Origin of the sequence: Microbacterium kyungheense (assembly GCF_006783905.1) — a bacterium.
In the GTDB taxonomy this organism is placed as follows: Bacteria; Actinomycetota; Actinomycetes; order Actinomycetales; family Microbacteriaceae; genus Microbacterium; species Microbacterium kyungheense.
Genome location: NZ_VFPE01000001.1, coordinates 300,660 through 324,600 on the forward strand (window position 1 = coordinate 300,660; position 23,941 = coordinate 324,600).

Annotated in this window: 23 protein-coding genes; 9 read left to right on the top strand and 14 right to left on the bottom strand. The window is 71.1% G+C overall.

The window, feature by feature from the left end; all coding sequences use genetic code 11:
• The first annotated feature begins 72 nt into the window (after positions 1–72).
• Positions 73–1,035, top strand: a complete 963-nt coding sequence (locus FB391_RS01335) for a diacylglycerol/lipid kinase family protein (RefSeq protein ID WP_141892507.1) — start codon at positions 73–75, stop codon at positions 1,033–1,035.
• Between the two features lie 23 nt (positions 1,036–1,058).
• Here FB391_RS01335 and FB391_RS01340 read toward each other — a convergent pair whose 3' ends face one another.
• The 9 genes from FB391_RS01340 to FB391_RS01380 all read right to left on the bottom strand — a co-directional run bounded on the left by FB391_RS01340 (position 1,059) and on the right by FB391_RS01380 (position 11,380).
• On the bottom strand, positions 1,059–2,576 hold the full coding sequence (locus FB391_RS01340) for a CoA-acylating methylmalonate-semialdehyde dehydrogenase (protein WP_141892508.1): 1,518 nt from the start codon (positions 2,574–2,576) through the stop codon (positions 1,059–1,061).
• 62 nt (positions 2,577–2,638) lie between these two features.
• Positions 2,639–3,955 (bottom strand): aspartate aminotransferase family protein, encoded by a 1,317-nt coding sequence (locus FB391_RS01345; RefSeq protein ID WP_141892509.1) that lies wholly within the window; start codon positions 3,953–3,955, stop codon positions 2,639–2,641.
• A gap of 143 nt (positions 3,956–4,098) precedes the next feature.
• On the bottom strand, positions 4,099–5,289 hold the full coding sequence (locus FB391_RS01350) for an ABC transporter substrate-binding protein (protein WP_141892510.1): 1,191 nt from the start codon (positions 5,287–5,289) through the stop codon (positions 4,099–4,101).
• Positions 5,290–5,335: 46 nt separating this feature from the next.
• Positions 5,336–6,175 (bottom strand): ABC transporter permease, encoded by an 840-nt coding sequence (locus tag FB391_RS01355; protein ID WP_141892511.1) that lies wholly within the window; start codon positions 6,173–6,175, stop codon positions 5,336–5,338.
• Positions 6,172–7,008 carry an ABC transporter ATP-binding protein gene (locus tag FB391_RS01360; protein WP_141892512.1) on the bottom strand — a complete coding sequence of 279 codons (837 nt, stop codon included), beginning with the start codon at positions 7,006–7,008 and terminating at the stop codon, positions 6,172–6,174. Before FB391_RS01360 ends, FB391_RS01355 begins: the two co-directional genes overlap by 4 nt.
• A complete protein-coding gene (locus FB391_RS01365; RefSeq protein ID WP_141893598.1) occupies positions 7,005–7,940 on the bottom strand; it encodes an ABC transporter permease in 936 nt (311 codons plus the stop codon). Before FB391_RS01365 ends, FB391_RS01360 begins: the two co-directional genes overlap by 4 nt.
• Before the next feature lie 78 nt (positions 7,941–8,018).
• Positions 8,019–9,038: a TIGR03842 family LLM class F420-dependent oxidoreductase gene (locus tag FB391_RS01370; RefSeq protein WP_141893599.1), complete on the bottom strand. Its 1,020-nt coding sequence runs from the start codon at positions 9,036–9,038 to the stop codon at positions 8,019–8,021.
• 17 nt (positions 9,039–9,055) lie between these two features.
• Positions 9,056–10,498 carry a dihydropyrimidinase gene (gene hydA, locus FB391_RS01375; protein WP_141892513.1) on the bottom strand — a complete coding sequence of 481 codons (1,443 nt, stop codon included), beginning with the start codon at positions 10,496–10,498 and terminating at the stop codon, positions 9,056–9,058.
• A 33-nt stretch (positions 10,499–10,531) separates the two neighbouring features.
• The gene (locus tag FB391_RS01380; protein ID WP_141892514.1) at positions 10,532–11,380 is read right to left on the bottom strand and encodes a nitrilase-related carbon-nitrogen hydrolase; all 849 of its coding nucleotides are present in this window, start codon (positions 11,378–11,380) and stop codon (positions 10,532–10,534) included.
• A gap of 293 nt (positions 11,381–11,673) precedes the next feature.
• Between FB391_RS01380 and FB391_RS01385 the strand changes: the two genes are divergently transcribed.
• The 6 genes from FB391_RS01385 (at position 11,674) to FB391_RS01410 (ending at position 16,938) form a co-directional block, all read left to right on the top strand.
• The gene (locus FB391_RS01385; RefSeq protein ID WP_141892515.1) at positions 11,674–12,864 is read left to right on the top strand and encodes a sensor histidine kinase; all 1,191 of its coding nucleotides are present in this window, start codon (positions 11,674–11,676) and stop codon (positions 12,862–12,864) included.
• Positions 12,861–13,511, top strand: a complete 651-nt coding sequence (locus tag FB391_RS01390) for a response regulator (protein WP_141892516.1) — start codon at positions 12,861–12,863, stop codon at positions 13,509–13,511. Before FB391_RS01385 ends, FB391_RS01390 begins: the two co-directional genes overlap by 4 nt.
• 34 nt (positions 13,512–13,545) lie before the next feature.
• Positions 13,546–13,956 (top strand): VOC family protein, encoded by a 411-nt coding sequence (locus FB391_RS01395; RefSeq protein WP_141892517.1) that lies wholly within the window; start codon positions 13,546–13,548, stop codon positions 13,954–13,956.
• A gap of 83 nt (positions 13,957–14,039) precedes the next feature.
• Complete coding sequence (locus tag FB391_RS01400) at positions 14,040–14,552, top strand: SRPBCC family protein (protein ID WP_141892518.1); 513 nt, start codon at positions 14,040–14,042, stop codon at positions 14,550–14,552.
• Between the two features lie 86 nt (positions 14,553–14,638).
• The gene (locus FB391_RS01405) at positions 14,639–15,457 is read left to right on the top strand and encodes an ABC transporter ATP-binding protein (RefSeq protein WP_141892519.1); all 819 of its coding nucleotides are present in this window, start codon (positions 14,639–14,641) and stop codon (positions 15,455–15,457) included.
• On the top strand, positions 15,454–16,938 hold the full coding sequence (locus FB391_RS01410; RefSeq protein WP_141892520.1) for an ABC transporter permease: 1,485 nt from the start codon (positions 15,454–15,456) through the stop codon (positions 16,936–16,938). Before FB391_RS01405 ends, FB391_RS01410 begins: the two co-directional genes overlap by 4 nt.
• Before the next feature lie 51 nt (positions 16,939–16,989).
• On the opposite strand, the gene FB391_RS01415 is transcribed toward FB391_RS01410, so the two are convergent.
• From FB391_RS01415 to FB391_RS01425, 3 genes are read right to left on the bottom strand one after another with little or no spacing between them, the layout of a single operon-like run.
• Positions 16,990–18,393 (bottom strand): ComEC/Rec2 family competence protein, encoded by a 1,404-nt coding sequence (locus FB391_RS01415; protein WP_141892521.1) that lies wholly within the window; start codon positions 18,391–18,393, stop codon positions 16,990–16,992.
• A complete protein-coding gene (locus tag FB391_RS01420) occupies positions 18,390–20,117 on the bottom strand; it encodes a gluzincin family metallopeptidase (protein WP_141892522.1) in 1,728 nt (575 codons plus the stop codon). The genes FB391_RS01415 and FB391_RS01420 overlap by 4 nt, the downstream gene beginning before the upstream one ends.
• Before the next feature lies 1 nt (position 20,118).
• The gene (locus tag FB391_RS01425) at positions 20,119–21,228 is read right to left on the bottom strand and encodes a DUF2235 domain-containing protein (protein ID WP_141892523.1); all 1,110 of its coding nucleotides are present in this window, start codon (positions 21,226–21,228) and stop codon (positions 20,119–20,121) included.
• Between the two features lie 77 nt (positions 21,229–21,305).
• On the opposite strand from FB391_RS01425, the gene FB391_RS01430 reads away from it, so the two are divergent.
• Entirely contained in the window at positions 21,306–21,899 is a 594-nt protein-coding gene (locus tag FB391_RS01430; RefSeq protein ID WP_141892524.1) for an NADPH-dependent FMN reductase, read from the top strand.
• 34 nt (positions 21,900–21,933) lie between these two features.
• Here FB391_RS01430 and FB391_RS01435 read toward each other — a convergent pair whose 3' ends face one another.
• Positions 21,934–22,449 (bottom strand): hypothetical protein, encoded by a 516-nt coding sequence (locus FB391_RS01435; RefSeq protein WP_141893600.1) that lies wholly within the window; start codon positions 22,447–22,449, stop codon positions 21,934–21,936.
• 174 nt (positions 22,450–22,623) lie between these two features.
• Here FB391_RS01435 and FB391_RS01440 point away from each other — a divergent pair, with 174 nt between their 5' ends.
• Positions 22,624–23,265 (top strand): 2-phosphosulfolactate phosphatase, encoded by a 642-nt coding sequence (locus tag FB391_RS01440; RefSeq protein WP_141892525.1) that lies wholly within the window; start codon positions 22,624–22,626, stop codon positions 23,263–23,265.
• 156 nt (positions 23,266–23,421) lie between these two features.
• Here the strand turns inward: FB391_RS01440 and FB391_RS01445 are convergent, their stop codons facing one another.
• Positions 23,422–23,910: a SprT-like domain-containing protein gene (locus tag FB391_RS01445; RefSeq protein WP_141892526.1), complete on the bottom strand. Its 489-nt coding sequence runs from the start codon at positions 23,908–23,910 to the stop codon at positions 23,422–23,424.
• Positions 23,911–23,941: the final 31 nt, after the last annotated feature.

Sequence of the window (23,941 nt, forward strand, 5' to 3'; positions counted from 1 at the left end):
GCCTCCCTTTGCAGGACGCGGAGCGGTGCGCAACCCCTGGGGCCACCGCGACCGGATCGATAGCCTCGGCCCATGGATCCTGCGAACACTGCGCACGCGACCGGCCGCGGCGTCCTGCTGGTCCGCAACGCCCGCTCGGGCACGGCGGTGATCCGCCCCGACCCCGCCCCGACCATCGCCGATCGTCTTCCCGAGGCGGTCGTGCGTGAGCTCGCCGACGGCGAGGACCTCGATGAGGTGGTGGCCGCGGCGATGAGGACGGATGCCGCACCCGACGTGCTGGGGATCTACGGCGGCGACGGCTCGGTGTCGCGCATGGCGCACCTCGCGCGTCGACACGAGCGGCCGCTGTTCGCGATGCCCGGCGGGACGTTCAACCACTTCGTCCGCGCCCTCGGACTCGACAGCGTGGAGATCGCGATCGACGCCTTCCAGGCCGGCTCGAGCGTGGAGGTCGGCGTCGCGGATGCCACGGCCGACGACGACGAGCCCCTCACGGTGCTCAACGTCGTGTCGGTCGGTGCGTACCCCGAGCTCATCGAGGAGCGCGAACGCCGCAGCAGCCTCGGCAAGTGGATCGGCGGTGTCTTCGCCACCGCGAGCGCGCTCCGACGCGCCGAGCCGCTCACGATCGTCCGCGAAGGACGCCGCGCACGCGTGTGGTCGGTGTTCGTGAGCGTCGGCCGCAACGACCCCGAGCGCGTCGCCACGATGCAGCGTCAGGAGGCCGAGACCGGTGTGCTCGACATCCGCATCCACCACGCCCGCGGTTCGAAGGTGCGCGCACTCGCATCGCTCGCGTTCGGCGAGCGCAGTGCCGCCGTCCTGCGCGCGCTGCGTCTGTATCCGCGCGACGAGGACGTGGAACGCCTCGTGCTGCGCGAGTTCGAGATCACGGTCAGGCCCGAGGCGGGGCATCCCTCGGTCTTCGTCCACGACGGAGAGCTCGAGGAGCGGGATCCGGGCGGCTTCCGGCTGCGCTGCGTCGCCCGCCCGGCCGCGCTGACGGTGTTCGCCCCCGCGCCCGGACCCTGAGCGGGCCGGGCGCGGGCGCCACGTCAGTCGTGCTGGGGAAAGCCCAGGTTGATGCCGCCGTGCGAGGGATCGAGCCAGCGCGAGGTGACGGCCTTCTCAGCCGTGAAGAAGTCGAACCCGTGCGGGCCGTACGCCTTCGCGTCGCCGAACAGCGAGGCCTTCCAGCCGCCGAACGAGTGGTACGCCACCGGCACCGGGATCGGCACGTTGATCCCGATCATGCCGACGGTCGCCTCGCGCTGGAACCGACGGGCTGCGCCGCCGTCGTTCGTGAAGATCGCGGTTCCGTTGCCGTAGCGGCTCGTGTTGATGATGCCGAGGCCCTCTTCGTAGCCCGACACGCGCACCACGGACAGCACCGGCCCGAAGATCTCGTCGCCGTACACGGACGAGGACGTGGGCACCTTGTCGATGAGGGTGGGGCCGAGCCAGAAGCCATTGGCGTCGCCGTCGACCTCGATGCCGCGGCCGTCGACGACGACCGATGCGCCGTCCGCCCCGGCGACATCGATGTACGACGCCACCTTGTCGCGGTGCTGGCCGGTGATGAGCGGACCCATGTCGGTGCCGCGCCGGCCGTCGCCGACCTTCAGGCCGCCCATGCGCTCGGCGACCTTGGCGACGAACGCGTCGGCGACCGAGTCCACCGCCAGCACCACCGAGATCGCCATGCAGCGCTCGCCGGCCGAGCCGAACCCCGCGTTGACGGCGGCATCGGCGGCCAGGTCGAGGTCGGCGTCGGGCAGCACCAGCATGTGGTTCTTCGCGCCGCCGAGGGCCTGCACCCGCTTGCCCGCACTCGTGGCCTTCTCGTACACGTACTTCGCGATGGGGGTCGAGCCGACGAACGAGATCGCCCGCACATCGGGGTGGTCCAGGAGCGCGTCGACCGCCTCCTTGTCGCCGTGCACGACGTTGAAGACGCCGTCGGGGAGCCCCGCCTCGGTGAGGAGCCCGGCGAGCCAGTTGGCCGCGGTGGGGTCCTTCTCGGAGGGCTTCAGCACGACCGCGTTGCCGGCGGCCAGCGCGATCGAGAAGAACCACAGCGGCACCATCGCCGGGAAGTTGAACGGGCTGATGATGCCGACGACGCCGAGCGGCTGCCGCAGCGTGTACACGTCGATGCCGCTGGAGACGTTCTCGGAGTACGCGCCCTTCGTGAGGTGCCCCACGCCGCACGCGAACTCCACGACCTCCATGCCGCGGGCGATCTCGCCGCGTGCGTCCGAGAGCACCTTGCCGTGCTCTGCGGTGAGGATCTCGGCCAGCTCCTCCTTGCGCTCGTTGAGCAGCTCGCGGAACGCGAAGAGCACCGCCTGCCGCTTGGCGATGGACGCGTCGCGCCACTGCGCCCATGCGGCCGAAGCGGCGTCGACCACGGCGTCGACGTCTTCGCGTGACGCGAAGCGCACGTGCTTCTGCACCGTGCCCAGGGCCGGGTTGTAGACGTCGCCGGAGCGATCGGATGCGCCGGTCCACGGCGCACCGTTCACCCAGTGGTCCAGCACCGTGGTCTCGGTACGCGGAATCGTGTCAGTCATCGTGTTCCTCCTTTGGAACCGCCCTCGTGAGGCGGGATGCACGCGTCAGCACTTCGACGGGCTCAGTGACCGTCGCCTTCGACGCTCGTCAGTGCTTCATCGTAGATCGCCATGGCGTGTTCGACCTCCGCATCGGTGACGACGCAGGGCGGCACGACGTGGATGCGGTTGTCGGCGGTGAAGGGCAGCAGCCCCCGCGTCACGAGCTCCTTCTTGAGCCGGCCGATCACGTCCGCCCCGACGGGCTGGCGCGACTCACGGTCGGAGACGAGCTCCAACGCCCAGAACACGCCCTCGCCGCGCACCTCGCCGATGAGCGGGTGCTTCTCTTCGAGCGCCCGCAGGCCCGGGCCGATGGCATCCTCTCCCACTCGCCGGGCGTTCTCGACGATGCCCTCGCTCTGCATCGCGTCGAGGGCGGCGACGATGGATGCCGCGGCCAGCGGATGCCCGGAGTAGGTGAGGCCGCCGGGGAAGACGCGCTCGTCGAACGTCGCGGCGATCGGCTCCGAGATAATGACGCCGCCGACCGGCACGTAGCCGGAGTTGACGCCCTTCGCGAAGGTGATGAGATCGGGCACCACGTCGTGGCCGTCGAACGCGAACCAGCGGCCGGTGCGGCCGAAGCCCGCCATCACCTCGTCGAGGATGAGCAGGATGCCGTAGCGGTCGGCGAGTGCGCGCACGCCGGCGAGGTAGCCGGGCGGCGGCACGAGGATGCCCGCGGTGCCGGGGATCGACTCCAGCAGCAGGGCCGCGATCGTCGCTGGGCCCTCGGACTGGATGACGCGCTCGAGGTGGTGCAGGGCGCGCTCGCACTCCTCTTCGGGGCTGGTGGCCCAGAACTCGGTGCGATACAGATACGGGCCGAAGAAGTGCACGTGTCCGCGCGCGTACTGGTTCGCCATGCGGCGCCAGTCGCCCGTCGCGACGATGGCCGCGCCCGTGTTGCCGTGGTACGAGCGGTAGGTCGACAGGACGGTGTCCCTGCCGGTGTGAAGGCGGGCCATGCGGATCGCGTTCTCGATCGCGTCGGCGCCGCCATTCGTGAAGAAGACCTTCTGGAACCCCGCCGGGGCGTGCGACAGGATGCGCTCGGCGGCACGGCCGCGCGTGAGGTTCGCCGTCGCGGGACCGATGGTCGCGAGCTCGGCCGCCTGCGTCCGGATCGCCTCGACGACCGCGGGATGCTGGTGCCCGATGTTGACGTTCACCAGCTGACTCGAGAAGTCGAGCATGCGGCGTCCGGCGTGGTCCCACACCACGGTGCCCGATCCGCCGGCGATCACCGGGAGGTCGAGCCCGGCCTGCGCCGACCAGGAGTGGAACACGTGGTCGCGGTCGAGCTCCTTCGCGAGGGCGTCGAGGTCTTCGGTCATGTCGCAACGTTCCCTGTTCTGCGCCGCCGGGTCAAGGGTCGTCCGTGCGGTGGGGCGTTTCGTCTCGCTCGTGCCTCGCTCGCTCAACGAGCAGAAACCTGGTCGTTGAGCGAGCGAAGCGAGACGAAACGCGGACGCAGTCGCTACTGGCCGCCCTCGGTGAGGACGACGTCGATCGGGGTGTACTCGCCGCTCACCTCGACGCCCTCCTCCTTCAACTGGTCCAGAGCCTCCTGGATGTACTCGTTCGAGTACGCGGAGTCGGCGGGCTCGGTGGTGATCAGCTCGAGGTCGTCCTGGTTCTTGGCCGCCAGCGCGCCCTTGACGGTCTTGTCCCATGCGGCCTTGTCGACGAGGCCGAAGTCCGCGCCCGTCCAGATGAGCTTGTTGACCTCGTTCATCATCCACTGCTGGTGGACCGGACCCACCGGGAACGCCGCCTCGGCCGTCGAGGCGATGTCGTACACGATGGACGCCGATTCCTCGGCGTTGTCGCGCGCGTAGACCCAGCCCTTCGTGATCGCCTTCAGGAACCGCACGGCCGCGTCGGCGTAGGCGGGGTCGTTCTTGAGACGCTCGGTGTCGGCCCACACCGCGTCCTGCAGCATGGCGCCCTCGGTGTCCTCGTACGACACGACGTCGAAGTCCTCGGGCTGGTACAGCTGCCCGGTGTCGGGGTTCACCACCTCCAGGATCTGCGCCCACTCGTTGTAGGTCATCGCCTGCGCGGCGTCGACGTCGCGGTCGAGCAGGGCGTTCATCGAGAAGTCCTGCGTCGTGATCGACACCGTGGTGGAGTCGAGGTCCTCGGCCGCCATCGCGGCGAAGATCTCCCACTCGTTGCCGAAGCCCCACGAGCCGATGCGCTTGCCCTCGAAGTCCGCGACCGACGTGATGCCGTCGCCCTTCCATGACACCTGCAGGGTGCCCGACTTCTGGAACACCTGAGCGATGTCGGTCAGCTCGACGCCGGTGGCCTCGAGTGTGCCCAGCACCTTCGGCACCCACGCGATCGCGAAGTCGACGTCGCCGTCGACGAGCGCGTCCTGCGGGACGATGTCGCCGCCGGAGGGGATGATCTCGACGTCGTCGAAGCCCTCCTCCTCGAAGTAGCCCTTCTCCTGGGCGACGTAGTAGCCCGCGAACTGCGCCTGCGGCAGCCACTGCAGCTGCAGCTTGAGCGACGTGATCGGCTCGAAGTCGTCGCCGCCGCCGGTGTCGGAGGCGTCGGGTGATCCGGAGCACGCGGCGAGTGCGAGGGCCGCGACGGTGAAGGCGGATGCCGCGAAGAGGCCACGGCGCATGCCCGGGCCGCGCGAATGCTGCTGTGTCATTGCGTTCCTTTCGTTGGTGCTGCTTTTCCCCTTGAGGTCGGTGAGATCAGGCGGGCGACCTCCGCGTCGCCAGGCGCTCCAGGAGCGAGGTCACGAGGTAGAACACGAGGCCGATGAGGATGCCGCCGAGCACGTACGCCCACGCGAGCGCCGCGCGGCCGGACTTGGCGTAGGTGGCGATCGCGGTGCCGATGCCGTCGGCCGGGCCGCCGAAGTACTCGGCGACGAGGGCGGCGATGACGGCGAGCGAGCTGGCGATGCGCAGGCCCGTCAGCAGGTAGGGGAGCGCGGTCGGCAGCGTCAGGAACCGGAAGGTCTGCCAGCCCGACGCGGCCGACGCGCGCAGCAGGTCGCGGTGCACCGGACGCGTCTGCCGGAGGCCTCGCAGCACGTTGACGAACACCGGGATGAACGCCGCGATGGTGGCGACCGCCTGGCGGCCGAACTGGCTCGACGCGCCGAACATCGTGTTGAGGATCGGGGTGATCGCGACGATCGGGATGACGGCGAGGGCGGCGACCAGCGGTGCCAGCATGCCGTCGATCGGCCGGGCGGCCGCGGCGAGCCCCGCGAACAGCATGGCCAGGAGCGACCCGACCACGAGGCCGATGAGGGCGTTGGTCGCCGTGATCGTCATGTCCTGCGCGATGATCGGCCACCGCTTGACGAACTCCGCGAGGATCGCGAACGGGCTCGGCAGCATGCGCGGGGCGGTGCCGAGCACGTCGACCCAGAACCACCACACCACGACGATGACGGCGCCGACGACGATCGGCGCGACCCAGCGCAGCCATCCCGGCAGTCCACGCTCGCCGGGGCCCGCGCCGCGGGACCGGCCGGCAGGGCGGCTCGGGCCGGGCAGGGTGGCGGTGACCGTGTCGGTCATGACTCGCTCGCCCTCGCGACGGGCGCGCCGTGCAGTGCCTCGCGCACGGCGGTGACACGGTCGAAGAACTCCGGCGATTCCCGCAGCGCCTCCGAGCGCTCGCCGAGCGTCACGTCGACGACGTCGGTGATGCGCCCGGGACGCGGGCTCATGACGACCACGCGGTCCGCCAGGAAGACCGCCTCGGGGATGGAGTGCGTGACGAACACGACGGCCGCGCCGGTCTCTGCCGCGATGCGGGTGAGCTCGGTCTGCAGGCGCTCCCTCGTCATCTCGTCGAGTGCGCCGAAGGGCTCGTCCATCAGCAGCAGCTTCGGCCGTGCCGCCAGTGCGCGGGCGATCGCGACGCGCTGCTGCATCCCGCCCGACAGCTGGTCGGGGTACCGATCGATGAACTCGGCGAGCCCGACCAGCTCGGCCAGCTCGGACACGCGGGCCGAGCGTTCGGCCTTGCCCGTCCCGTGCAGCTCGAGCGGGAGCGCCATGTTCGCGCCCACCGTGCGCCAGGGGAGCAGACCCGCCTGCTGGAAGGCGATGCCGTAGTCCTGGTCGGCACGTGCGCGTCGCGCCGGCTTGCCGAAGATCTCCAGCGTGCCCGTCGTCGACTGGTCGAGGTCGGCGATGAGGCGCAGCAGCGTGGACTTGCCGCATCCGGACGGCCCGATGAGGGCCACGAACTCGCCGGCCGCGACGTCCAGGTCCATCTCCGACAGGGCGGCCACGTCGCCCGTCTTCGTGGCGAACACCTTGCTCACGCCGGCGGCCCGCACCGCCGGGGCGGCCGAGGCGGCGGCATCCGCTCGCTCGCTCTGGTCGGGGACGTCAGGCGTCATGCCGCCTCTCCTCTGCGGTAGTTGGCCAGCCCGAGCCCGATGAGGGCGACGGAGCCGGCGGCGATGAGTCCGAGCGCGATCGAGCCGAAGGTCGGGCCCCACGGCGCCGCGGGGTCGCTGGAGGCCTGTCCGGCGAGCTGGATGAGCATGCGCCCGATGCCCCCGCGCATGCCGATCGACACCTCGGCGACGACGGCGCCGAGCACGGCGTTCGCCGCCGCGAGGCGCAGCGCCGGCAGGAGGTGCGGGACCGCCGCGGGCAGGCGCAGCCGCACGAGCGTCGGCCAGTACCCGGCCGCGTAGCTGCGCATCAGGTCGAGATGGATGCGGTCGGGCGAGGCGAGGCCGCGCAGCATGCCGATCGCCACCGGGAAGAACGCGAGGTACGACGCGATCACCGCGACCGACAGCCATTGCGGCCACGTCCCGCCGCCGCGGTCGATCTGGTTGCCGATCGCGTTGACGACCGGGGCGAACGCGATGAGCGGCACGATCTGGCTGACGACGATCCAGGGGAGCAGGCCCCACTCGAGCAGCTGCCACCGCTGCATGACGAGACCGAGTGCCGCGCCGACGATCACGCCGATCAGCCAGCCGATGGCGGCGATCCCGAGTGTCACGAGGGCGGCCCCCGCCACCGACACCCACAGCGGCGGGGTGTCGCCGCCGCTCGTCGGAGCGAACAGGCGCGCCACCATGTCCCACACGTGCGGCATGGCGCGGTCGTGGGTGCGCGGCAGGATCATGACGCCCGACCCCGCCTGACCCTGCACGGCCCCGATCACCACGCCCTCAGCCGGGCCGACGAACTTGTACAGCTCCCACAGCGCGAGCACGGCGAGCACCCCGAGCGCTCCCCAGCCCGCCGCGATCCACCCGCGCAGCTCGCTCTGCCGCCGCTTGCGCCGCACCTCAGATCCGCGAGGGGCCATCTGGCCGCCGAGGGGTCGGGTGCTCTCCACACCCTCGTCCGCCAGATGACCCCTCGCGGTCTGGGAGTGGGCCACCGGTCAGGCCTTCGCCGTCAGATGGGTCTGCAGCGCGGGGATCACGGTCTCGCCGTAGACGCGCAGTGTCTCTTCCTTGTTGTCGTGCTGCAGGTACCCGGCGAACTGGGTCACCCCGAGGTCGCGCAGGGCCTCGAGCTTGGCGATGTGATCGGATGCCGTCCCCAGGACGCAGAACCGGTCCACGATGTCGTCGGGCACGAAGTCGACGTGGTCGTTGTCGGCCTTGCCGTGCGTGTTGTAGTCGTAGCCGCTGCGGCGCTCGATGTAGTCGGTGAGCGACTCGGGCACGCCCTCGCCGTGATGGCCGTACTTGGCGACGATGTCGGCCACGTGATTGCCGACCATGCCGCCGAACCAGCGGCACTGGTCGCGCATGTGCTCCCAGTCGTCGCCGATGTACATGGGCGCGGCCACGCAGATCGCGAGCGACTCGGGGTCGCGGCCGGCGGCGGCCGCGGCATCCTTCACCGTCTTGATCATCCACGCGGCGATGTCGAGGTCCGCGAGCTGCAGGATGTAGCCGTCGGCGACCTCGCCGGTCAGCTGCAGCGCCATGGGTCCGTAGGCGGCGACCCAGACGTCCAGCTCGGAGCCGCGGCTCCACGGGAACTGCAGCGTCGCGCCGTGGTACTCGACCGCCCGCGAGTTGGCGAGCTCGCGGATGACGTGGATCGATTCGCGCAGCTCGGCCATCGTCGTGGGCTTGCCGTTGGTGACCCGCACTGCCGAGTCGCCTCGTCCGATGCCGCAGATCGTGCGGTTGCCGTACATCTCGTTGAGCGTCGCGAAGACGGATGCCGTGACCGTCCAGTCCCGCGTCGCCGGGTTCGTCACGAAGGGGCCGACCACGACGCGGTTCGTAGCGCCGAGGATCGCGGAGTGGATGACGTAGGGCTCCTCCCACAGCAGGTGCGAGTCGAACGTCCACACGTGGCTGAAGCCGTGGGCCTCGGCCAGTGTGGCCAGCTGCACCGTGCGGGCCGCGGGCGGGTTGGTCTGCAGGACGACGCCGAAATCCATGCTGTGCACCGGCCGCTTCACACCAGGTACTGCGACAGGCCGCGCTTGAGGAACCGCCCGTCGCCCTTCGCCCCGAGGTACTGGCCGCCGTCGACCACGACCTTGCCGCGCGAGACCACCGTGTCGACGTGCCCGTCGATCTCGTAGCCCTCCCACGCGGAGTGGTCCATGTTCATGTGGTGCGTGCGGCCCTCGCCCATGCCGATCGAGGTGTGCCCGTTCGGGTCGTAGACCACGATGTCGCCGTCCGCGCCGGGCTGGATGACGCCCTTGCGGCCGTAGAGCCCGAACATCCTCGCCGGGGTGGTGCTGGTGAGCTCCACCCAGCGCTCGAGCGTGATCTTGCCGGTCACGACGCCCTGGTACATGAGGTCCATGCGGTGCTCGACCGAGCCGATGCCGTTCGGGATCGCCCGGAAGTCGTCGAGCCCCAGGTCCTTCTGGCCCTTCATGCAGAACGGGCAGTGGTCCGTCGACACCATCTGGATGTCGTTGGTGCGCAGCGCCTGCCACATGTGGTGCTGGTGGCCCTCCTGCCGCGAGCGCAGCGGCGTCGAGCACACCCACTTCGCGCCCTCGAACTGGCCCCATTCCTCGCTGAACCCGCCGAGCTGCTCCTCCAGCGACAGGTAGAGGTACTGCGGGCAGGTCTCGCCGAACACGTTCCAGCCCTGGTCGCGCGCCCACGCGAGCTGCTCCACGGCCTGCTTCGCCGACACGTGCACGACGTACAGCGGCGCGCCGGTCAGGTTCGCCAGCATGATGGCCCGGTGCGTGGCCTCTTCCTCCATCTGCCACGCGCGCGCGATGCCGTGGTAGTACGGCGCCTTCTTGCCGGCCTCCGCCAGCTGCTGGGCGAGCACGTCGATCGCGGGCCCGTTCTCGGCGTGCATCATCGTGAGCAGGCCGGTGTCGTTCGAGACCTGCATCGCCTTCAGCACCTGCGCGTCGTCGGAGTAGAAGACGCCGGGGTAGGCCATGAAGAGCTTGAAGCTCGTGATCCCCTCGTCCACGAGCCCGCGCATGGCCGCGAGCGAGTCCTCGTCGACGCCGCCGATGATCTGGTGGAAGCCGTAGTCGATCGCGCAGTTGCCCGCGGCCTTCTCGTGCCACGCGGCCAGGCCGTCCTGCACGCGCTCGCCGTAGCGCTGCACCGCGAAGTCGATGATGCTCGTCGTGCCGCCCCAGGCGGCCGCCCGCGTGCCGGTCTCGAAGGTGTCGGATGCCTCGGTGCCGCCGAACGGCAGCTGCATGTGCGTGTGGGCGTCGATGCCGCCCGGGATCACGTACTTCCCTGTCGCGTCGATGACGGTGTCGACGGATGCCGCGACATCGGTGCCGAGCAGCTGAGAGCCCGGGGCCAGCACGGCGGCGATGGTCTCGCCGTCGATGAGCACGTCGGCCTCGCCGCGTCCGGTCGCCGAGACGACGGTGCCGCCTGTGATCAGTGTCGTTGCCATGTCAGTTCTCCGGTCGCTGAGCCTGTCGAAGCGTCACGGCTTCGCGATCTTCGTGTACGAGTCGGGCCGGCGGTCTCGGTAGAACTGCCAGTCGTCGCGCATCTCGCGCACCATGTCGAGGTCGAGGTCGCGCACGAGCAGCTCCTCGTGCGTCCCGGAGCCGCGCTCGCCCACGAAGTTCCCGCGCGGGTCGATCACCTGGCTCGTGCCGTAGAAGTCGACGGCGAGGTCGCCGTACTCGTTGTCCTCGCGGCCGACGCGGTTGGGCTGCAGCACGAAGTAGCCGTTCGCCACTGCCGCGGCGGGTCCCTCGACCTCCCACAGCCGGTTCGAGAGGCCGGGCTTGGTCGCATTGGGGTTGAAGACGATGTGCGCGTCGTTCAGGCCCAGTTCGCGCCATCCCTCGGGGAAGTGCCGGTCGTAGCAGATGTACATGCCGACCCGCCCCACCGCCGTGTCGAAGACCGGGTAGCCGAGGTTGCCGGGGCGGAAGTAGAACTTCTCCCAGAACCGGTCGAGGTGCGGGAGGTGGTGCTTGCGGTACTGGCCGAGGATCGTGCCGTCCGCGTCGACCAGCACCGACGTGTTGTAGTACACGCCGGTCTCTGCCTCTTCGTAGATCGGCAGCACCATGACCGTGCCGAGCTCCTTCGCGAGCGCCGCGAAGCGCTGCACGATGGGGCCGTCGACCGGCTCCGCGAAGCGGTAGTACTTCTTGTCCTGCGTGATGCCGAAGTACGGGCCGTAGAACAGCTCCTGGAAGCACACGACCTGGGCGCCCTGGCCCGCGGCGTCCCTCGCGAAGCCCTCGTGCTTGTCGAGCATCGACTGCTTGTCGCCCGTCCAGGTGGTCTGCGAGATCGCCGCGCGTACCGTCGTCATTCGTCTCTCCGTTCCTGCGCGGGCAGTGCGCGCTCTGGTCCCTCGGGTGAAGGACCGACGGGGCCGATCGGGCGAGCACCCCTGCTGCCTGATCCTGTCGACTCGACGTTTCCCGTCGGTTTCGGTCTGTGACGCGACAGTAAAGCCTCACCGGGTGCGGCGCAATGGTGGGTCCAGCAGACCTTTCCGCGGGTCATCCCCGGCCGCGGATACATCTGGCGACGGATGCCGCGGCCCCGGGTTACAGCCCGCGACGGATGCCGCCGCGGCCCATCCTCACGTACCGTGAGACGGTGTTCCGCCGCTTGAAGACGTCCCAGCTCGTGGTCGATCTGGCGCTCGCGGTCGTGTACTTCCTGATCGCCTGGCCGATCGAGGCCGTACTGGTGCAGACCGGCGCGTTCGGCTGGGAGTACCAGCTGGGCTCTGCCGGTCAGGTGATCGTCGGCGGCTTCATCGCGGCGCTCTTCTCGTGCTCGCTTGCCGTGCGACGTCTGTCTCCGCTCCTCGCGCTCGGACTCGCCTGGGTGGGGGCGCTCGTGCAGATGGGGCTCGGGCGGCCGCCGAGCTTCAGCGACCTCGCGATCTTCGGCGTGCTGTTCGCCACCGCCGCCTACGGCTCCCGTGCGGCGTACTGGGCGGGATTCGCGTCGGCGCTGGTGGGCGCGCTGGTGATCACCGTGTACCTCTTCGCCGGCCCGTCGTTCGCCGGCGGCGGGCTCACGTGGCAGACGCTGCCCCTGGCGCTCATGACCCTCATCGCCGCGGCGTTCGCGCTCGGGCTGTCGTGGACGATCGGCGCCCTCGTGCGCTCCGCGATCCGCACTCGCGAGACCCGCGTGGCGCAGCAGCGGGCGGAGGCCGAGACGGCGGCCGAGCAGGAGCGCGTGCGCATCGCCCGCGACATGCACGACGTCGTGGCCCATTCGCTCGCGGTCGTGATCGCGCAGGCCGACGGTGCGCGCTACGCCGCGGCATCCGATCTCGCGGTCGCGACCGAGGCGCTCGCGACGATCTCGACCACGGCCCGTTCGGCGCTCGCCGACGTGCGCCTGCTGCTGGGCCAGCTGCGGCATCGGCAGGGCGACGGCCCCCAGCCGACCATCGCCGACCTCGAGGAGCTGTACGCCCAGGTGCGGGCGGCGGGCGTCCCGCTGCTCGTCGACGTCGACCCCGCCCCGCCCGGGGAGCCGCCCGCGGCGGTGCAGCTCGCGGTGTACCGCATCCTGCAGGAGGCCCTCACGAACGCGCTGCGCCATGGCGCGCCCAGCGGGGCCGTCGCCGTCCGGCTGTCATGGCTGCCGGACCGCGTCGAGCTGGCGGTGCGCAACCCGGCCGCCGTGTCCGCGTCGGGCGACCGCCCCGGCCACGGCATCATCGGCATGCGCGAGCGGGCGCAGCTCGCCGGCGGGCGCCTGGAGGCCGGAGCCGAGGACGGCGACTTCATCGTCCGGGCGACCATCCCGATCGGAGGACCCGCATGATCCGCGTCGCGCTCGTCGACGACCAGGCGCTGTTCCGCGCCGGCATCCGCATGCTCGTGGACTCGCAGCCCGACCTCGAGGTCGTCGGCGAGGCGTCCGACGGCCGGGAGGGCGTCGAGATGGTGCGCGCGAGCGCGCCCGACGTCGTGCTCATGGACATCCGGATGCCGGTCATGGACGGGCTCGCCGCGACGGCCGAGCTGCTCGCCGACGCCCGTGAGGGCGTGCCGGCGCCGCGCATCGTGATGCTCACGACGTTCGATCTCGACGAGGCGGCGGCGCGAGCCATCCGGCAGGGGGCGAGCGGCTTCCTGCTGAAGGACGCCGATCCCGAGTTCCTGCTGGCGGCGATCCGCACGGTGCATTCCGGCTCGGCCGTGATCGCGGCATCCGCGACCCGCGAGCTGTTCGAGAGGTTCGCGGATGCCGCGCCCCGCCCGGTCCCGCCGGCCTATGGCGAGCTCACCGACCGCGAACGCGAGATCTTCGCGCTGGCGGCGCGAGGGCTCTCGAACGCCGAGATCGCGGGGCGAGAGTTCCTGTCGGAGGCGACCGTCAAGACGCACATCAGCCGCATCCTCACGAAGCTGGGACTGCGCGACCGCGTGCAGCTCGTGGTCTTCGCCTTCGAGCACGATCTCGCGTAGCAGGGTGTCGCCGCCGGGCGGCAGAATCGGCGCCATGGAACTGCAGCTCAGCATGGTCGTGCTCGAAGTCGCCGATCTCGAGGCGTCCGTCCGCTTCTACCAGCGGCTGGGGCTCGACATCCCCGACGTCGTGCCGGGCGGTCGTCCGGTCGTCGCGCACCGGATGGGAAGCGGCGTCACGCTCCTCATCACGACGTCCTTCGCGTCGGTGTACGACCCGACGTGGTCGCGTCCTTCCGGCAGCGGGTACTCGCAGCTGCTGGAGTTCTACGTCGGGGAGGATTCCGTCGTCGACAGCCGCTGGGCGGAGCTCGTCGAGGCCGGGTACGTCGGGCGCATGCCTCCGACGCAGACCGTCGGGCCGTACGCGGCGATCGTCGAGGACCCCGACGGCAATGCGGTCCTGCTGACATCGGACGAGGCCGCCTCGCCTGAGGCGAGCTAGGTACTTGCGTCACGAAAGCACCCGGGGCTACTCTGCCTGCAAAGCGCGCTTGCATGATGCAAGTGCCGAGCGAAGGAGCAGGCATGTCGCAGGACTACACCACGACCATCACCGTCGCCGCGACGCCGCAGCGGGCGTTCGACGCGATCAGCGACGTCGCCGCGTGGTGGGGCCGCATCACCGGCACGACCGCCGCCGTCGGAGACGAGTTCGTCTACGTCGTGCCCGGGTTGCACTACTCCGGGTTCCGCGTCACCGCCCTCGAGCCGGGCAGCCTCGTCGAGTGGCTCGTGACGGGCAGCTACCTGGACTTCGTCGACGACCACCAGGAGTGGAACGGCACCACCGTGCGGTTCGAGATCACCCCCGCGGGCGACGGCGCCGCCGTCGTGTTCACGCACGAGGGCCTCGGGCAGGACGTGCCCTGCTACGAGACGTGCGCCAACGCGTGGAGCATGTTCGTGCGGGGCAGCCTCAAGGCCCTCATCGAGACCGGCCGCGGGACGCCGTACGAGTTCACCGGCGGCGAGCAGCTCCTGCCGCACGAGCACGAGGCGCTGCACCAGGGCATCGCAGAGGCCGTCGGGCGGCTGTGAAGCCGGGCCGGATCATCCTCGCGATGTAGGGGGATGCCTCTCCAGGCCGACGCGCGGGGCCGTGAGCGATCCATACCGTCGTAGGCATGGAACTCTCATCGACCGACCTGGGCCTCGCCGCCCGGGTGCAGCAGCTCACCAAGACGTACGGCGCCGGCGAGAGCACCGTCCACGCGCTCGACGACGTGAGCGTCGGAATCCGTCGCGGCGAGTTCACCGCGATCATGGGCCCGTCGGGCTCGGGCAAGTCGACGCTCATGCACATCATGGCGGGTCTGGACGCCCCCACCTCGGGCCGCGCGTGGATCGGCGACACCGACATCACGGGGCTGTCCGACCTGGAGCTCACGATCCTGCGCCGCCGCCGCGTGGGCTTCGTGTTCCAGGCGTTCAACCTGGTCCCGACGCTGGACGCCCTCGGCAACATCATGCTGCCGTTCGACCTCGACGGACGCCGGCCCACGGCGCTGGAGCGCGCCCGCATCGACGGGCTCGTCGAGCGTCTCGGGCTCTCCAGCCGCCTGGGTCACCGGCCGCACCAGCTGTCGGGCGGGCAGCAGCAGCGCGTCGCCATCGCCCGTGCCCTCGCGACGGCGCCGGACCTGGTGTTCGCCGACGAGCCCACCGGCAACCTCGACTCGCGGTCGGGCCGCGAGGTGCTCGCGCTCCTGGCTGCCGCCACGCGCGAGCACGGCCAGTCGATCGCGATGGTCACGCACGACCCCGTGGCCGCCTCCCACGCGGATCGCGTGCTGTTCCTCGGCGACGGGCGCATCGTGGCCGACAAGCCTCGGCAGAGCGCGGAGGAGATCTCGGCCTACATGCTGGCCTCCGAGCTCGGCACCGCCGCGCACACCACGGCCGTCCCGGCTGCTGCCGTCGCGACCGCTCAGGTGGCGTCATGACCACGGTCGCGCAGACCCCGACAGGCCGGATGCCGGAGGCCGCGGCATCCACTCCTGCGAAGCGCTCCGCACCGCTGCCGTGGCTGCGCGAGCGGGGCATGGGCGGCAGCATCCTGGTCGCGGCGATCTCGAGCGCGTTCGGCGCGGTCCTGCTGAGCGCGACGGGATTCATCGGGGCGATGCTGAAGGCCAATCCGTACATCGGCGACAGCGAGACCCTCGCCGCCGTGATCGTGATCCTGAGCTTCCTGCTCATCGGCGTCGCGGTGTACGTGGCGTCGATCGTCACCGCCAACACGTTCGCCACGGTCATCGCCGGACGCACGCGCCGGATCGCGCTCATGCGTCTCATCGGGGCGTCCGCGCGGTCGCAGCGTGAGGAGGTCGGCCGGCAGGGCCTCGTCGTCGGCGTCATCGGGGCGGCGATCGGCCTCGTCGGGGGCACGCTCGTGTCGTGGGCGGGCGTGGTGCTCGCCACGCAGCTGCTCGGGCTCGACGGCGTGGACTACGCCGTGCTGCAGCCCGTGCTCGTTCTTCCGGCGGTCGTGGTGGCGCTCACGACGTGGGCGGCCGCGTGGGCAGGCTCGCGGCGCGTGCTGACGGTGACGCCGCTGCAGGCACTCGGCGGCTCGGTCGAGACCTCGCACGAGGCGGTCGCCCGACGCGGCGGACGCAACGGCGTGGCGATCACGCTCTTCGTGATCGGTGCGGCGCTGCTGGCGCTCGGGATCGTGTTCGGCCTGGTGTCACCGCTCGGTGTGATCGTGGCGTTCTTCGGCGGCATCTCCTCGTTCACGGGACTCGCGCTCGGGGCGACGCTCGTCATGCCGCCGGTGCTGCGCCTGGTGGGCCGCGTGTTCGGGCGGTCGGCGACGGCCCGCCTGGCGGCGGAGAACGCGCTGCGGTACCCCGAGCGCTCCAGCCGCATGGCGATCGGCGTGGTCATGGGGGTCACGCTCGTCACGATGTTCGCCGTCGCGCTGGAGACCGTGAAAGCGGTGATGATCGCGTCGGGCGGCGGCGAGGCGCCGGCAGAGATGACGACGCTCGTCGACACGTTCGCCGCCATCATGATGGGCCTCGTCGCGGTCGCCGCGGTGATCGCCGCCGTCGGCCTGGTGAACCTGCTCACGATCGGCGTCGTGCAGCGTCGGCGCGAGCTCGGTCTGCTGCGTGCGCTGGGCGTGTCGACCGGTCAGGTGCGCCGCATGGTGCTGCTGGAGGCCGCGCACATCACGATCGCCGCGACCGTCACCGGGCTCGTGCTCGGCATCGCGTACGGCTGGGCCGGCGCGCAGTCGCTCCTCGGCTCGGTGGCGGTGCCGCCGTCGTGGTCGGCGCCGACCCTGGTCGCACCCGCGGTGCCCTGGCTGCCCGTCGCGATCATCGTGGCCGCGACCGCCGTGCTGACCCTCGTCGCCGCCGTCGTCCCGACGCGTCTGGCCACCCGGGTGGCCCCGGTCGCGGCGCTCGCCGACTGAGACGGGGGATGCCGTCGCGCAGGCTTCGCGCGACGGCCTCCCTCCTTGGTGTCAGGGCGTCGGCGGCACCAGGCGGAACGGGCCGCCCTGGGCGACCTCTGCCTCGACTTCGAGGTACGTCGAGTCGGCGCGCGCATCGTCGTCGCTGGAGTACAGGTCGGACACCTCCTTCAGCGCCGCGACCAGGTTGTCCTGCGGCACCGCTGTGTCGACGGCCTTGCCGTGCACCCCGCTGCGGGTCGACATGAGCGTCGTCAGTCGCGGCAGCGTGTCGGGGCGGTCCTTCCACAGGCTCCAGAGCGTGCGCGGCGTCGCGTTGCGGCTGCCGTGGTGGCCCACCTTGTAGAGGTCGACACTCGCGAGCTTGGCGCGCAGCTCGGGCTCCTTCGCGAAGCGCTTGAGGGTGTGCTGCCAGTTCTCGATCTGCGCGTCGCCCGGGAACAGCAGCGACAGCCCGCCGATCTCGAACAGCAGCAGCAGACTCGTGTTGTTGAGGGCGTCATCGAGGTTGCGCACCAGCCGCAGCAGCGAATGCGTGCGCTGCGCCTTGAGGTTGTCGATGAGCCACCGCACCGGACCCGGACCGACCGGCACGCTGTCGCCGTACCCGTCGGCGTCGGCCTCTGCCGCATCCCCGGCCTCCGCGGCCGCGATCGTGGTAGACAGCGCGAGCGAGGCATCGAGAGCCGTGAGCCAGTACTCGTCGTCGTCCTCGGCCTGGCGCGTGACATCGGGCTCCTGGTCCGGCGTCGGGGGTCCGAGCACCGTCGTCACGAGCCCCGGCACGAGGTCGGCGATCCCCGCGTCGGCCCCCGTGTACAGATAGCGTCCGCGCCGGTCGGCCGACAGTTCGTCGAGCAGCTTGACGGCGTCGGCGTTCTTCAGCTGCTCGTCGGCCGCCGCTGCGACGAGCTTGTCGTGCGCGGCCAGGCCCGCCAGGGCGCCGGCATGCTCCTGGGCCGTGCCGAGCAGCCGTGCGTAGCGGATGGATGCCGGTCCCACGACGCCGTCCGCGGGCGCTGCGGCCGGACCGGCGGGCGCTGCGGCCGGGCCCCCGGGCGCTGCGGCCAGGCCGGGCTCGTCCGCGGGGCCCGCGGCATCCGCCGCGAGGCCGGGGTTCTCGGTCCACGAGCGCAGCACGACCTTCGGCGCGAGCCGGCGCAGGATCTCGGCACCCGCGTCGACCTCGAAGCCCCGCAGGTGGTCACGGTGGCGGTGGGTGACGACGAGCACGTCCAGCACGCCGTGGGTGTGCTGCTCGATGAGCGCGGCGACGTCGGCCATGCGACCGCGCACGAAGCCCTTGCGCGGCGAATGGCTCGTGCCGTAGTCGACGAGGATGTGGCGTTCGGCCCGGCCGTCGGCGAGAGGCTCGTCGTACTCGACCGAGATCAGGAGGCAGTCGCCGAACCCGACCTGGTACATGCGGACGCGGACGCGGACAGGAGTGCTCACCATGCCTCCCCGGAGCTGAGATCGGTGCTGTGGAGCGCCGCGAACGCCTGCCCGCGCGAGCGGCCCTCCGAGAACCCGAGCCGGCCCTTGGTGTCGCGGCGGCCCGTGCTGTCGAGGTACGCGAGCCGGCGGACCTGGCGGCGCCAGTCGTCGATGCGCTTGTAGACGTGCAGCTTCAGGCGGCCGAACTGGTCGAAGACCAGGGTGCCGCCGCCGAAGAACTGCACGGGGGTGTCGTCGTCGATCCCCTCGGGCAGCGGCAGCTCGGACTCGCGGGCGAACTCGCCCGCCGTCATGTCGACCATCTGGACGTAGGTGGCGACCGACTCGGGCACGATGAGCCCGTCGGGGCCGATGCGCTGCGTCGGCAGCACGGACTCGACGATCGTGTAGAAGCGGGTGCTGACGCCGAGTCGCGGCGCGTTCTGCCAGAGGAACCGGAACACCTCGTCGCGGTCGCTGCGCAGGCTCGCGTAGTTGATCCCCAGGTACCTGGGTGTCAGCTCCGCCTCGAGGACGTCCGCGTTGCGATCGGGACGAAGGATGCCGGCGGCCTCGAACCGCCGGGCCAGCATGTCGCGATACCCCAGGTCGTCGTCGGGCACGACCTCCGCGTCGGCCAGCAGGACGGCATCCAGCAGATCCCCGAACTCGAACTCCACCGGCGGCAGGTAGTCCAGACCGCGGATGAGCATGGTGAGCAGCTGGGATGCCGCCTTCACGCCTTCTTCGGCGGCGCGCGTGCGGTCGACCGTCACGTCCTTCGCCTTCGATCCGGGCCGCGAGAACAGCGCCTGCAGACGAGTCCACCAGATGTCGATGAGCACGTCGAGCACGACGGCGACGAGCACTTCGCCGCGGCGGTGCGGTTCGTCGTAGACCCGCAGCGCCGCCCAGTCGGCGGGCGGCGGCTTCAGCGCCGAGGCCCGCAGCGCGCCGCGTCCCTGCGTGAGGGTGCGCCCGATCTGCTCCGCGACGCCGGTCAGGACGCCGTGGCGCAGGCGCCGGGGATCGACGCGGTCGCGCGAGATGCGGCCGTCCTTGTCGGCGCGGCCGAGCGCCTGCTCGACGACGGGTCGCATCGAGAACACCGACAGCAGCGCGACGATGTCGGCGAACCCCTCGTGGAAGGCGGCCTGGTCGGGCAGGCTCGGCTCGAGGAACCGGTGACGCAGCCCGTCCAGCACCGCGTGCGTGGTCTCGTGCACCACGACGTCGTGGCTGAGGCAGGTGTACACCGGCCGGCGTCGGGGATCCCCGGACGGCACGTAGCCGAACAGCAAGGCGTGATCGTCGTCGGAGTAGAACGCGTTGGCCTCCGCGAAGGCGTGCGGCACCAGGTAGAGGTGATGGCCTTCGAAGCCCCACGACAGGCGGCGGCCGAGCGCCGACTCGAACGTCGCGAGAGTGCGCGCGGCCGTCGCGTACACGTGCTGCGCGTGGAACGCCTTGTCGTCGAGCAGGTCCTCGTCCTCGGCGTCGGCGTACACGTCGTCATCGGGGATCCCGGGGTGCTTCAAGTACTCGCCGGTCGCGGTGTCGAAGTCCACGACGTGCAGGCGCGCCCCGCGGGGTCCGTCCTCCATGCGCGACCACGGCACTTTGACCTTCGCGGTCAGGATGCGCCGGTCATCGCCCTTGACGGCGGGGTCCTGCGCGATGAGCCGCAGCGTCACGTGGGTGCGCGGCTGATCCTGCGATTCGTACCCGGTGATCTCGGACATGTCACCGCGCCCACGTGATCCGGTACGGCTGCGCGCTCGCGGCGGTCGCGTCGACGCGGCGCTGCACCGAGGGATGCAGCTGATCGGCGCGGGCCGGATGCCGGCGACGCCAGCCGAGCCCGGCGATCGCCCAGTACCACTGGTGGCGGTGGATGCGGCCCTCCGCGCACTCGGGCCGGACGGCCGCACCGCCGGTCACGCCGAGCAGCCGGTCGTACGCCTTCGCGTCGATGCGCAGGCCCGCGGCGACGGCCTCGGCCGTCATCCACTCCAGCGAGATGTCGGACAGGCCGTGGTCGTCCTCGTACTGGCCGCCGATGTCGCTGTGCACGCCGGCGAACCACATCTCCTGCAGGTCGCGGCGGGGGTCGTCGACGACCTTCACGCCCTCCTTGTCGGCGCCGAACCGGTACTCGGTGAAGGCGCGGCGGTTCTCGTCGAGCGCGAGCGCCAGGCGCCCGGTCTGCACGCCGTCCACGTTGCGGGTGAACGGCCAGCGCACCTGCTCGAACCGCGCCCGCAGGTTGAACCAGCCGACGGACTTGACGGTGTCCCACACGCCGAGGAACGTCACCGGCTTCGCGAACCGCCGGAACGCGGGGTTGCCGAATCCCTGGTCGAACGACGATCGCGTGCTCCAGAAGGCGCGCTCCTCGGTCGCGGACGCGTTGTCGCCGCCGCCGGCGAGCGCCATCTTCAGCGCGTACGGCACGAGGTTCTCGGCTCCGGGCCGCAGCAGGCCGACGCTGCGCAGCACTCCGGCGAGCGCCACCGCCGTGTACGCCCCGCGGCTGAAGCCGAACAGCATGATCCGGTCGCCGTCGCGGTAGTGCGCCATCAGCCAGCTGTACGCGTCGGCGATGTTGTCGCGGATCCCGTACCCGACGATGAGACCGGCGGTGCGGGTGAGCCACGCGCCGAACGGGGTGACCGCACCGCGAGCGCCCATCGTGCCGACACCGGGGTCGTAGAACACGAGCTGCTGATCGTCCTTGACAGCCATCGCGTAGAGGCGCGCGACGTTCGTGACCCCCGACTCGGGCTCGCTCCCTGTGCCGTCGAGGCACAGCACGAGCGTGCGCGGTCCGGGCTCCTGTGCGGCGGTGTCCATGCAGGGGAGAGGGTGCCTCGGCCGCGGGTGATACCGGAGGGGGTGCGTCGCGGCCCGGACGGGTGCAGGCTGGCGGCATGCAGATCGAGATCGTTGAGCACGAACCGCCCTACCGCGTCGGCGTCATCATCGGCAGCCTGTCACGCGAGTCCATCAACCGCCGCCTCGCCGTCGCCCTGGAGAAGCTTGCGCCGCCCGAGCTCGAGTTCTTCGAGATCTCGTACGCCGACCTTCCGCTGTACAACCGCGACCTCGACGCGGACTACCCACAGTCCGCCCTCGACTTCAAGGCCGCGGTGCGCTCGGCCGACGCGCTGCTGTTCGTCACGCCCGAGTACAACCGGTCGCTGCCCGGCGCGCTGAAGAACGCGATCGACTGGGGCAGCCGGCCCTGGGGGCAGAACGCGTGGTCCGACAAGCCCGTCGGCGTGATCGGAGCGTCGGCCGGACAGATCGGCACGGCGGTGGGGCAGCAGTCGCTGCGCAGCACCCTGAGCTTCCTCAACGCGCGCCAGATGACGACGCCCGAGGCCTACATCCACTTCACGCCGGGGCTCATCGAGGCGGACGGCGAGGTGACGGTGCCGGCGACCGAGGAGTTCCTGCGCATGTACATGGCGAAGTTCCTCGAGTACGTCGCGCGCGTGCTCACCGTGATCCCGCAGGCGTGAAGATCCGGGATGCCGGTGCCCCCGGCATCCCGGATCACTCCCCGTCGACGTCGTCGGGTTCGGGGTCGTGCGCCCAGGTCGGGGCGAGCGCCTTCACGCGCGCCTCGCGCCACTGCCACGCGCTCCAGAGCACCGGCCACAGGATCGCCGCGGTCGGCCCTGCGAACACCAGGCGGTCGCGCCACAGCGTCTTGCCGGGCTCGTCCGGAGCCGGTGAGACGGCCATCTGGTGGTCCCAGACGTCCAGGCTCGACAGCGGGCCGGTGAGGGGGATGCCGCTGTCGCGGAAGATCCGCACGCGTCCCGCGGGCTCGTCCACGACCCGCTCGCTCGCGTGGATGAGCTGCCGCCCCATCGGCACCATGCCGAACGCCGCCAGCTGCACCGGGACGTCGTCGCCCGGGCTCCAGCTCGTCGGCAGACCGCTCGGCACGAGCGGCTCCAGGTCGAGCAGGGGGCCGTACAGCTCGGCGACAGCACGCGGCGAGTGCAGCGCCCGCCACGCCGCGTCGGGGTCGCAGTCGATCACGAACTTCAGCAGGATCCGCATGCTCCAGTGTCGCACCGCACCCTCCCCCTTCTTGCCGCGATCATGTGCTCTCGCCGAGATCACACGTCGTGCGCGCGGCTGGCGTGTGCGCTCGGCGAGAGCACATGATCGGCGCACGGGAGGGGAGCGCCAGGACGAGTTCAGACGGACGGCTGGCGCGCCTACGCTGGACGGATGCCCGACACGCCGTTCGACCAGCATCGCTACCAGGTCCGTCTCGAGTGGGGCGCCGCGGGTCTGGCGCGGCTCGCGCCGGCCGACGTGGTGGTCGTGGTCGACGTGCTGCGGTTCTCGACGACGGTGACGGATGCCGTCGCCTGGGGCGACTCCGTGCCGCTGGACGCGTCGGCGCACGCGGTGTCGATCAACGGCGCCGCGATCGCGGAGGCGGCAGCGGCCACGGGCGCCACCGTGCTGCTCGGATGCCTGCGCAACGCCTCGGCTGTGGCCGGCGCCGTCCTCGATGTGCAGCACCGTCGTGGCGACCGCACCTCCATCGCCGTCATCGCCGCCGGTGAGCTCACCGGGCGGGAACCCGGAGCGGCGCTACGATTCGCCGCGGAGGACCAGTTCGGTGCGGGCGCCATCGTCGACGCCCTCGGCGCCCTCGGGATCGACCACACGTCACCCGAGTCGGCGGCCGCCGCCGAGGCCTTCCGGGGTCTGCGCGGTGCGCTGCGGCACCTGCTCACCGCGAGCGGCTCGGGGCAGGAACTGCTCGCCCGCGACGCCCGCGACGAGGTGCTCAACGCGGCCGCGGTGGATGCGGCATCCGTCGTCCCCGTGCTGCGCGACGGCGTCTTCGTCGCCTACTGACCCGCTGCCGCGTGCCCGGCCCGCACCGGCCGTTGAGCGAGCGACGAAGGAGCGAGACGAAACGCCTCGTCCGCACGGTCGGCCCCGTGCCGCACCGCGTTTCGTCTGCGCGCCCCCAACCGCGCTCCGCTCAAAGCACGGTGCGCCCTGCCCGCACTAACGCGGGGTCAGCGCGGCGAGGCGGGCCGCCGGGGTGATCTCGCGACGCGTCCAGGTGAACAGATGGCGCTCGTCGAAGGTGCGCGCGCACTTGGCGCACGAGGTCGGGCGGGTGGCCTTGCGGTGCCGGTAGGCGACGTGCCCGGCGGGGCACACGCCGATCCACGGCGCCAGCTCTGTCGCGGTCTCGCCGGCGTGGGTCGTGCCGCCGACGTAGCCGAGCTCGCGGGCGATGGCCTTCCACCGCGGCCCGTGACCGGCGCGCGGCCCGGCGAGTGCGTGCGCGACCTCGTGCAGCAGCGTCTGGTGGTTCGTGTCGTCGTCGTAGCGGGCCGCGAGGTAGCGCGACACGCTGATGCGCTTGTTCGTGTAGTCGCAGAGTCCGGCGCGGCGCTTGGCGTTGTCGAACCCGAACGTCCACGACGCGTCGAGGTGGGCGGCGATCAGGGCTTCGGCCCACTGCCGCACGCGGTGCAATTCCGACATGTGCGTGAGGCTAGAACATATCTCCGACACT

What these genes read in the sequence shown, in the direction of transcription:
- FB391_RS01420 (WP_141892522.1), bottom strand. Translation starts at nt 20,117, where the DNA reads ATGTCCGAGATCACCGGGTACGAATCGCAGGATCAGCCGCGCACCCAC.
- FB391_RS01350 (WP_141892510.1), bottom strand. Translation starts at nt 5,289, where the DNA reads ATGACACAGCAGCATTCGCGCGGCCCGGGCATGCGCCGTGGCCTCTTC.
- FB391_RS01365 (WP_141893598.1), bottom strand. Translation starts at nt 7,940, where the DNA reads ATGGCCCCTCGCGGATCTGAGGTGCGGCGCAAGCGGCGGCAGAGCGAG.
- FB391_RS01345 (WP_141892509.1), bottom strand. Translation starts at nt 3,955, where the DNA reads ATGACCGAAGACCTCGACGCCCTCGCGAAGGAGCTCGACCGCGACCAC.
- FB391_RS01390 (WP_141892516.1), top strand. Translation starts at nt 12,861, where the DNA reads ATGATCCGCGTCGCGCTCGTCGACGACCAGGCGCTGTTCCGCGCCGGC.
- FB391_RS01435 (WP_141893600.1), bottom strand. Translation starts at nt 22,449, where the DNA reads ATGCGGATCCTGCTGAAGTTCGTGATCGACTGCGACCCCGACGCGGCG.
- FB391_RS01335 (WP_141892507.1), top strand. Translation starts at nt 73, where the DNA reads ATGGATCCTGCGAACACTGCGCACGCGACCGGCCGCGGCGTCCTGCTG.
- FB391_RS01360 (WP_141892512.1), bottom strand. Translation starts at nt 7,008, where the DNA reads ATGACGCCTGACGTCCCCGACCAGAGCGAGCGAGCGGATGCCGCCGCC.
- FB391_RS01400 (WP_141892518.1), top strand. Translation starts at nt 14,040, where the DNA reads ATGTCGCAGGACTACACCACGACCATCACCGTCGCCGCGACGCCGCAG.
- FB391_RS01370 (WP_141893599.1), bottom strand. Translation starts at nt 9,038, where the DNA reads ATGGATTTCGGCGTCGTCCTGCAGACCAACCCGCCCGCGGCCCGCACG.
- FB391_RS01340 (WP_141892508.1), bottom strand. Translation starts at nt 2,576, where the DNA reads ATGACTGACACGATTCCGCGTACCGAGACCACGGTGCTGGACCACTGG.
- FB391_RS01380 (WP_141892514.1), bottom strand. Translation starts at nt 11,380, where the DNA reads ATGACGACGGTACGCGCGGCGATCTCGCAGACCACCTGGACGGGCGAC.
- FB391_RS01445 (WP_141892526.1), bottom strand. Translation starts at nt 23,910, where the DNA reads ATGTCGGAATTGCACCGCGTGCGGCAGTGGGCCGAAGCCCTGATCGCC.
- FB391_RS01430 (WP_141892524.1), top strand. Translation starts at nt 21,306, where the DNA reads ATGCAGATCGAGATCGTTGAGCACGAACCGCCCTACCGCGTCGGCGTC.
- FB391_RS01440 (WP_141892525.1), top strand. Translation starts at nt 22,624, where the DNA reads ATGCCCGACACGCCGTTCGACCAGCATCGCTACCAGGTCCGTCTCGAG.
- FB391_RS01405 (WP_141892519.1), top strand. Translation starts at nt 14,639, where the DNA reads ATGGAACTCTCATCGACCGACCTGGGCCTCGCCGCCCGGGTGCAGCAG.
- hydA (WP_141892513.1), bottom strand. Translation starts at nt 10,498, where the DNA reads ATGGCAACGACACTGATCACAGGCGGCACCGTCGTCTCGGCGACCGGA.
- FB391_RS01355 (WP_141892511.1), bottom strand. Translation starts at nt 6,175, where the DNA reads ATGACCGACACGGTCACCGCCACCCTGCCCGGCCCGAGCCGCCCTGCC.
- FB391_RS01410 (WP_141892520.1), top strand. Translation starts at nt 15,454, where the DNA reads ATGACCACGGTCGCGCAGACCCCGACAGGCCGGATGCCGGAGGCCGCG.
- FB391_RS01395 (WP_141892517.1), top strand. Translation starts at nt 13,546, where the DNA reads ATGGAACTGCAGCTCAGCATGGTCGTGCTCGAAGTCGCCGATCTCGAG.
- FB391_RS01425 (WP_141892523.1), bottom strand. Translation starts at nt 21,228, where the DNA reads ATGGACACCGCCGCACAGGAGCCCGGACCGCGCACGCTCGTGCTGTGC.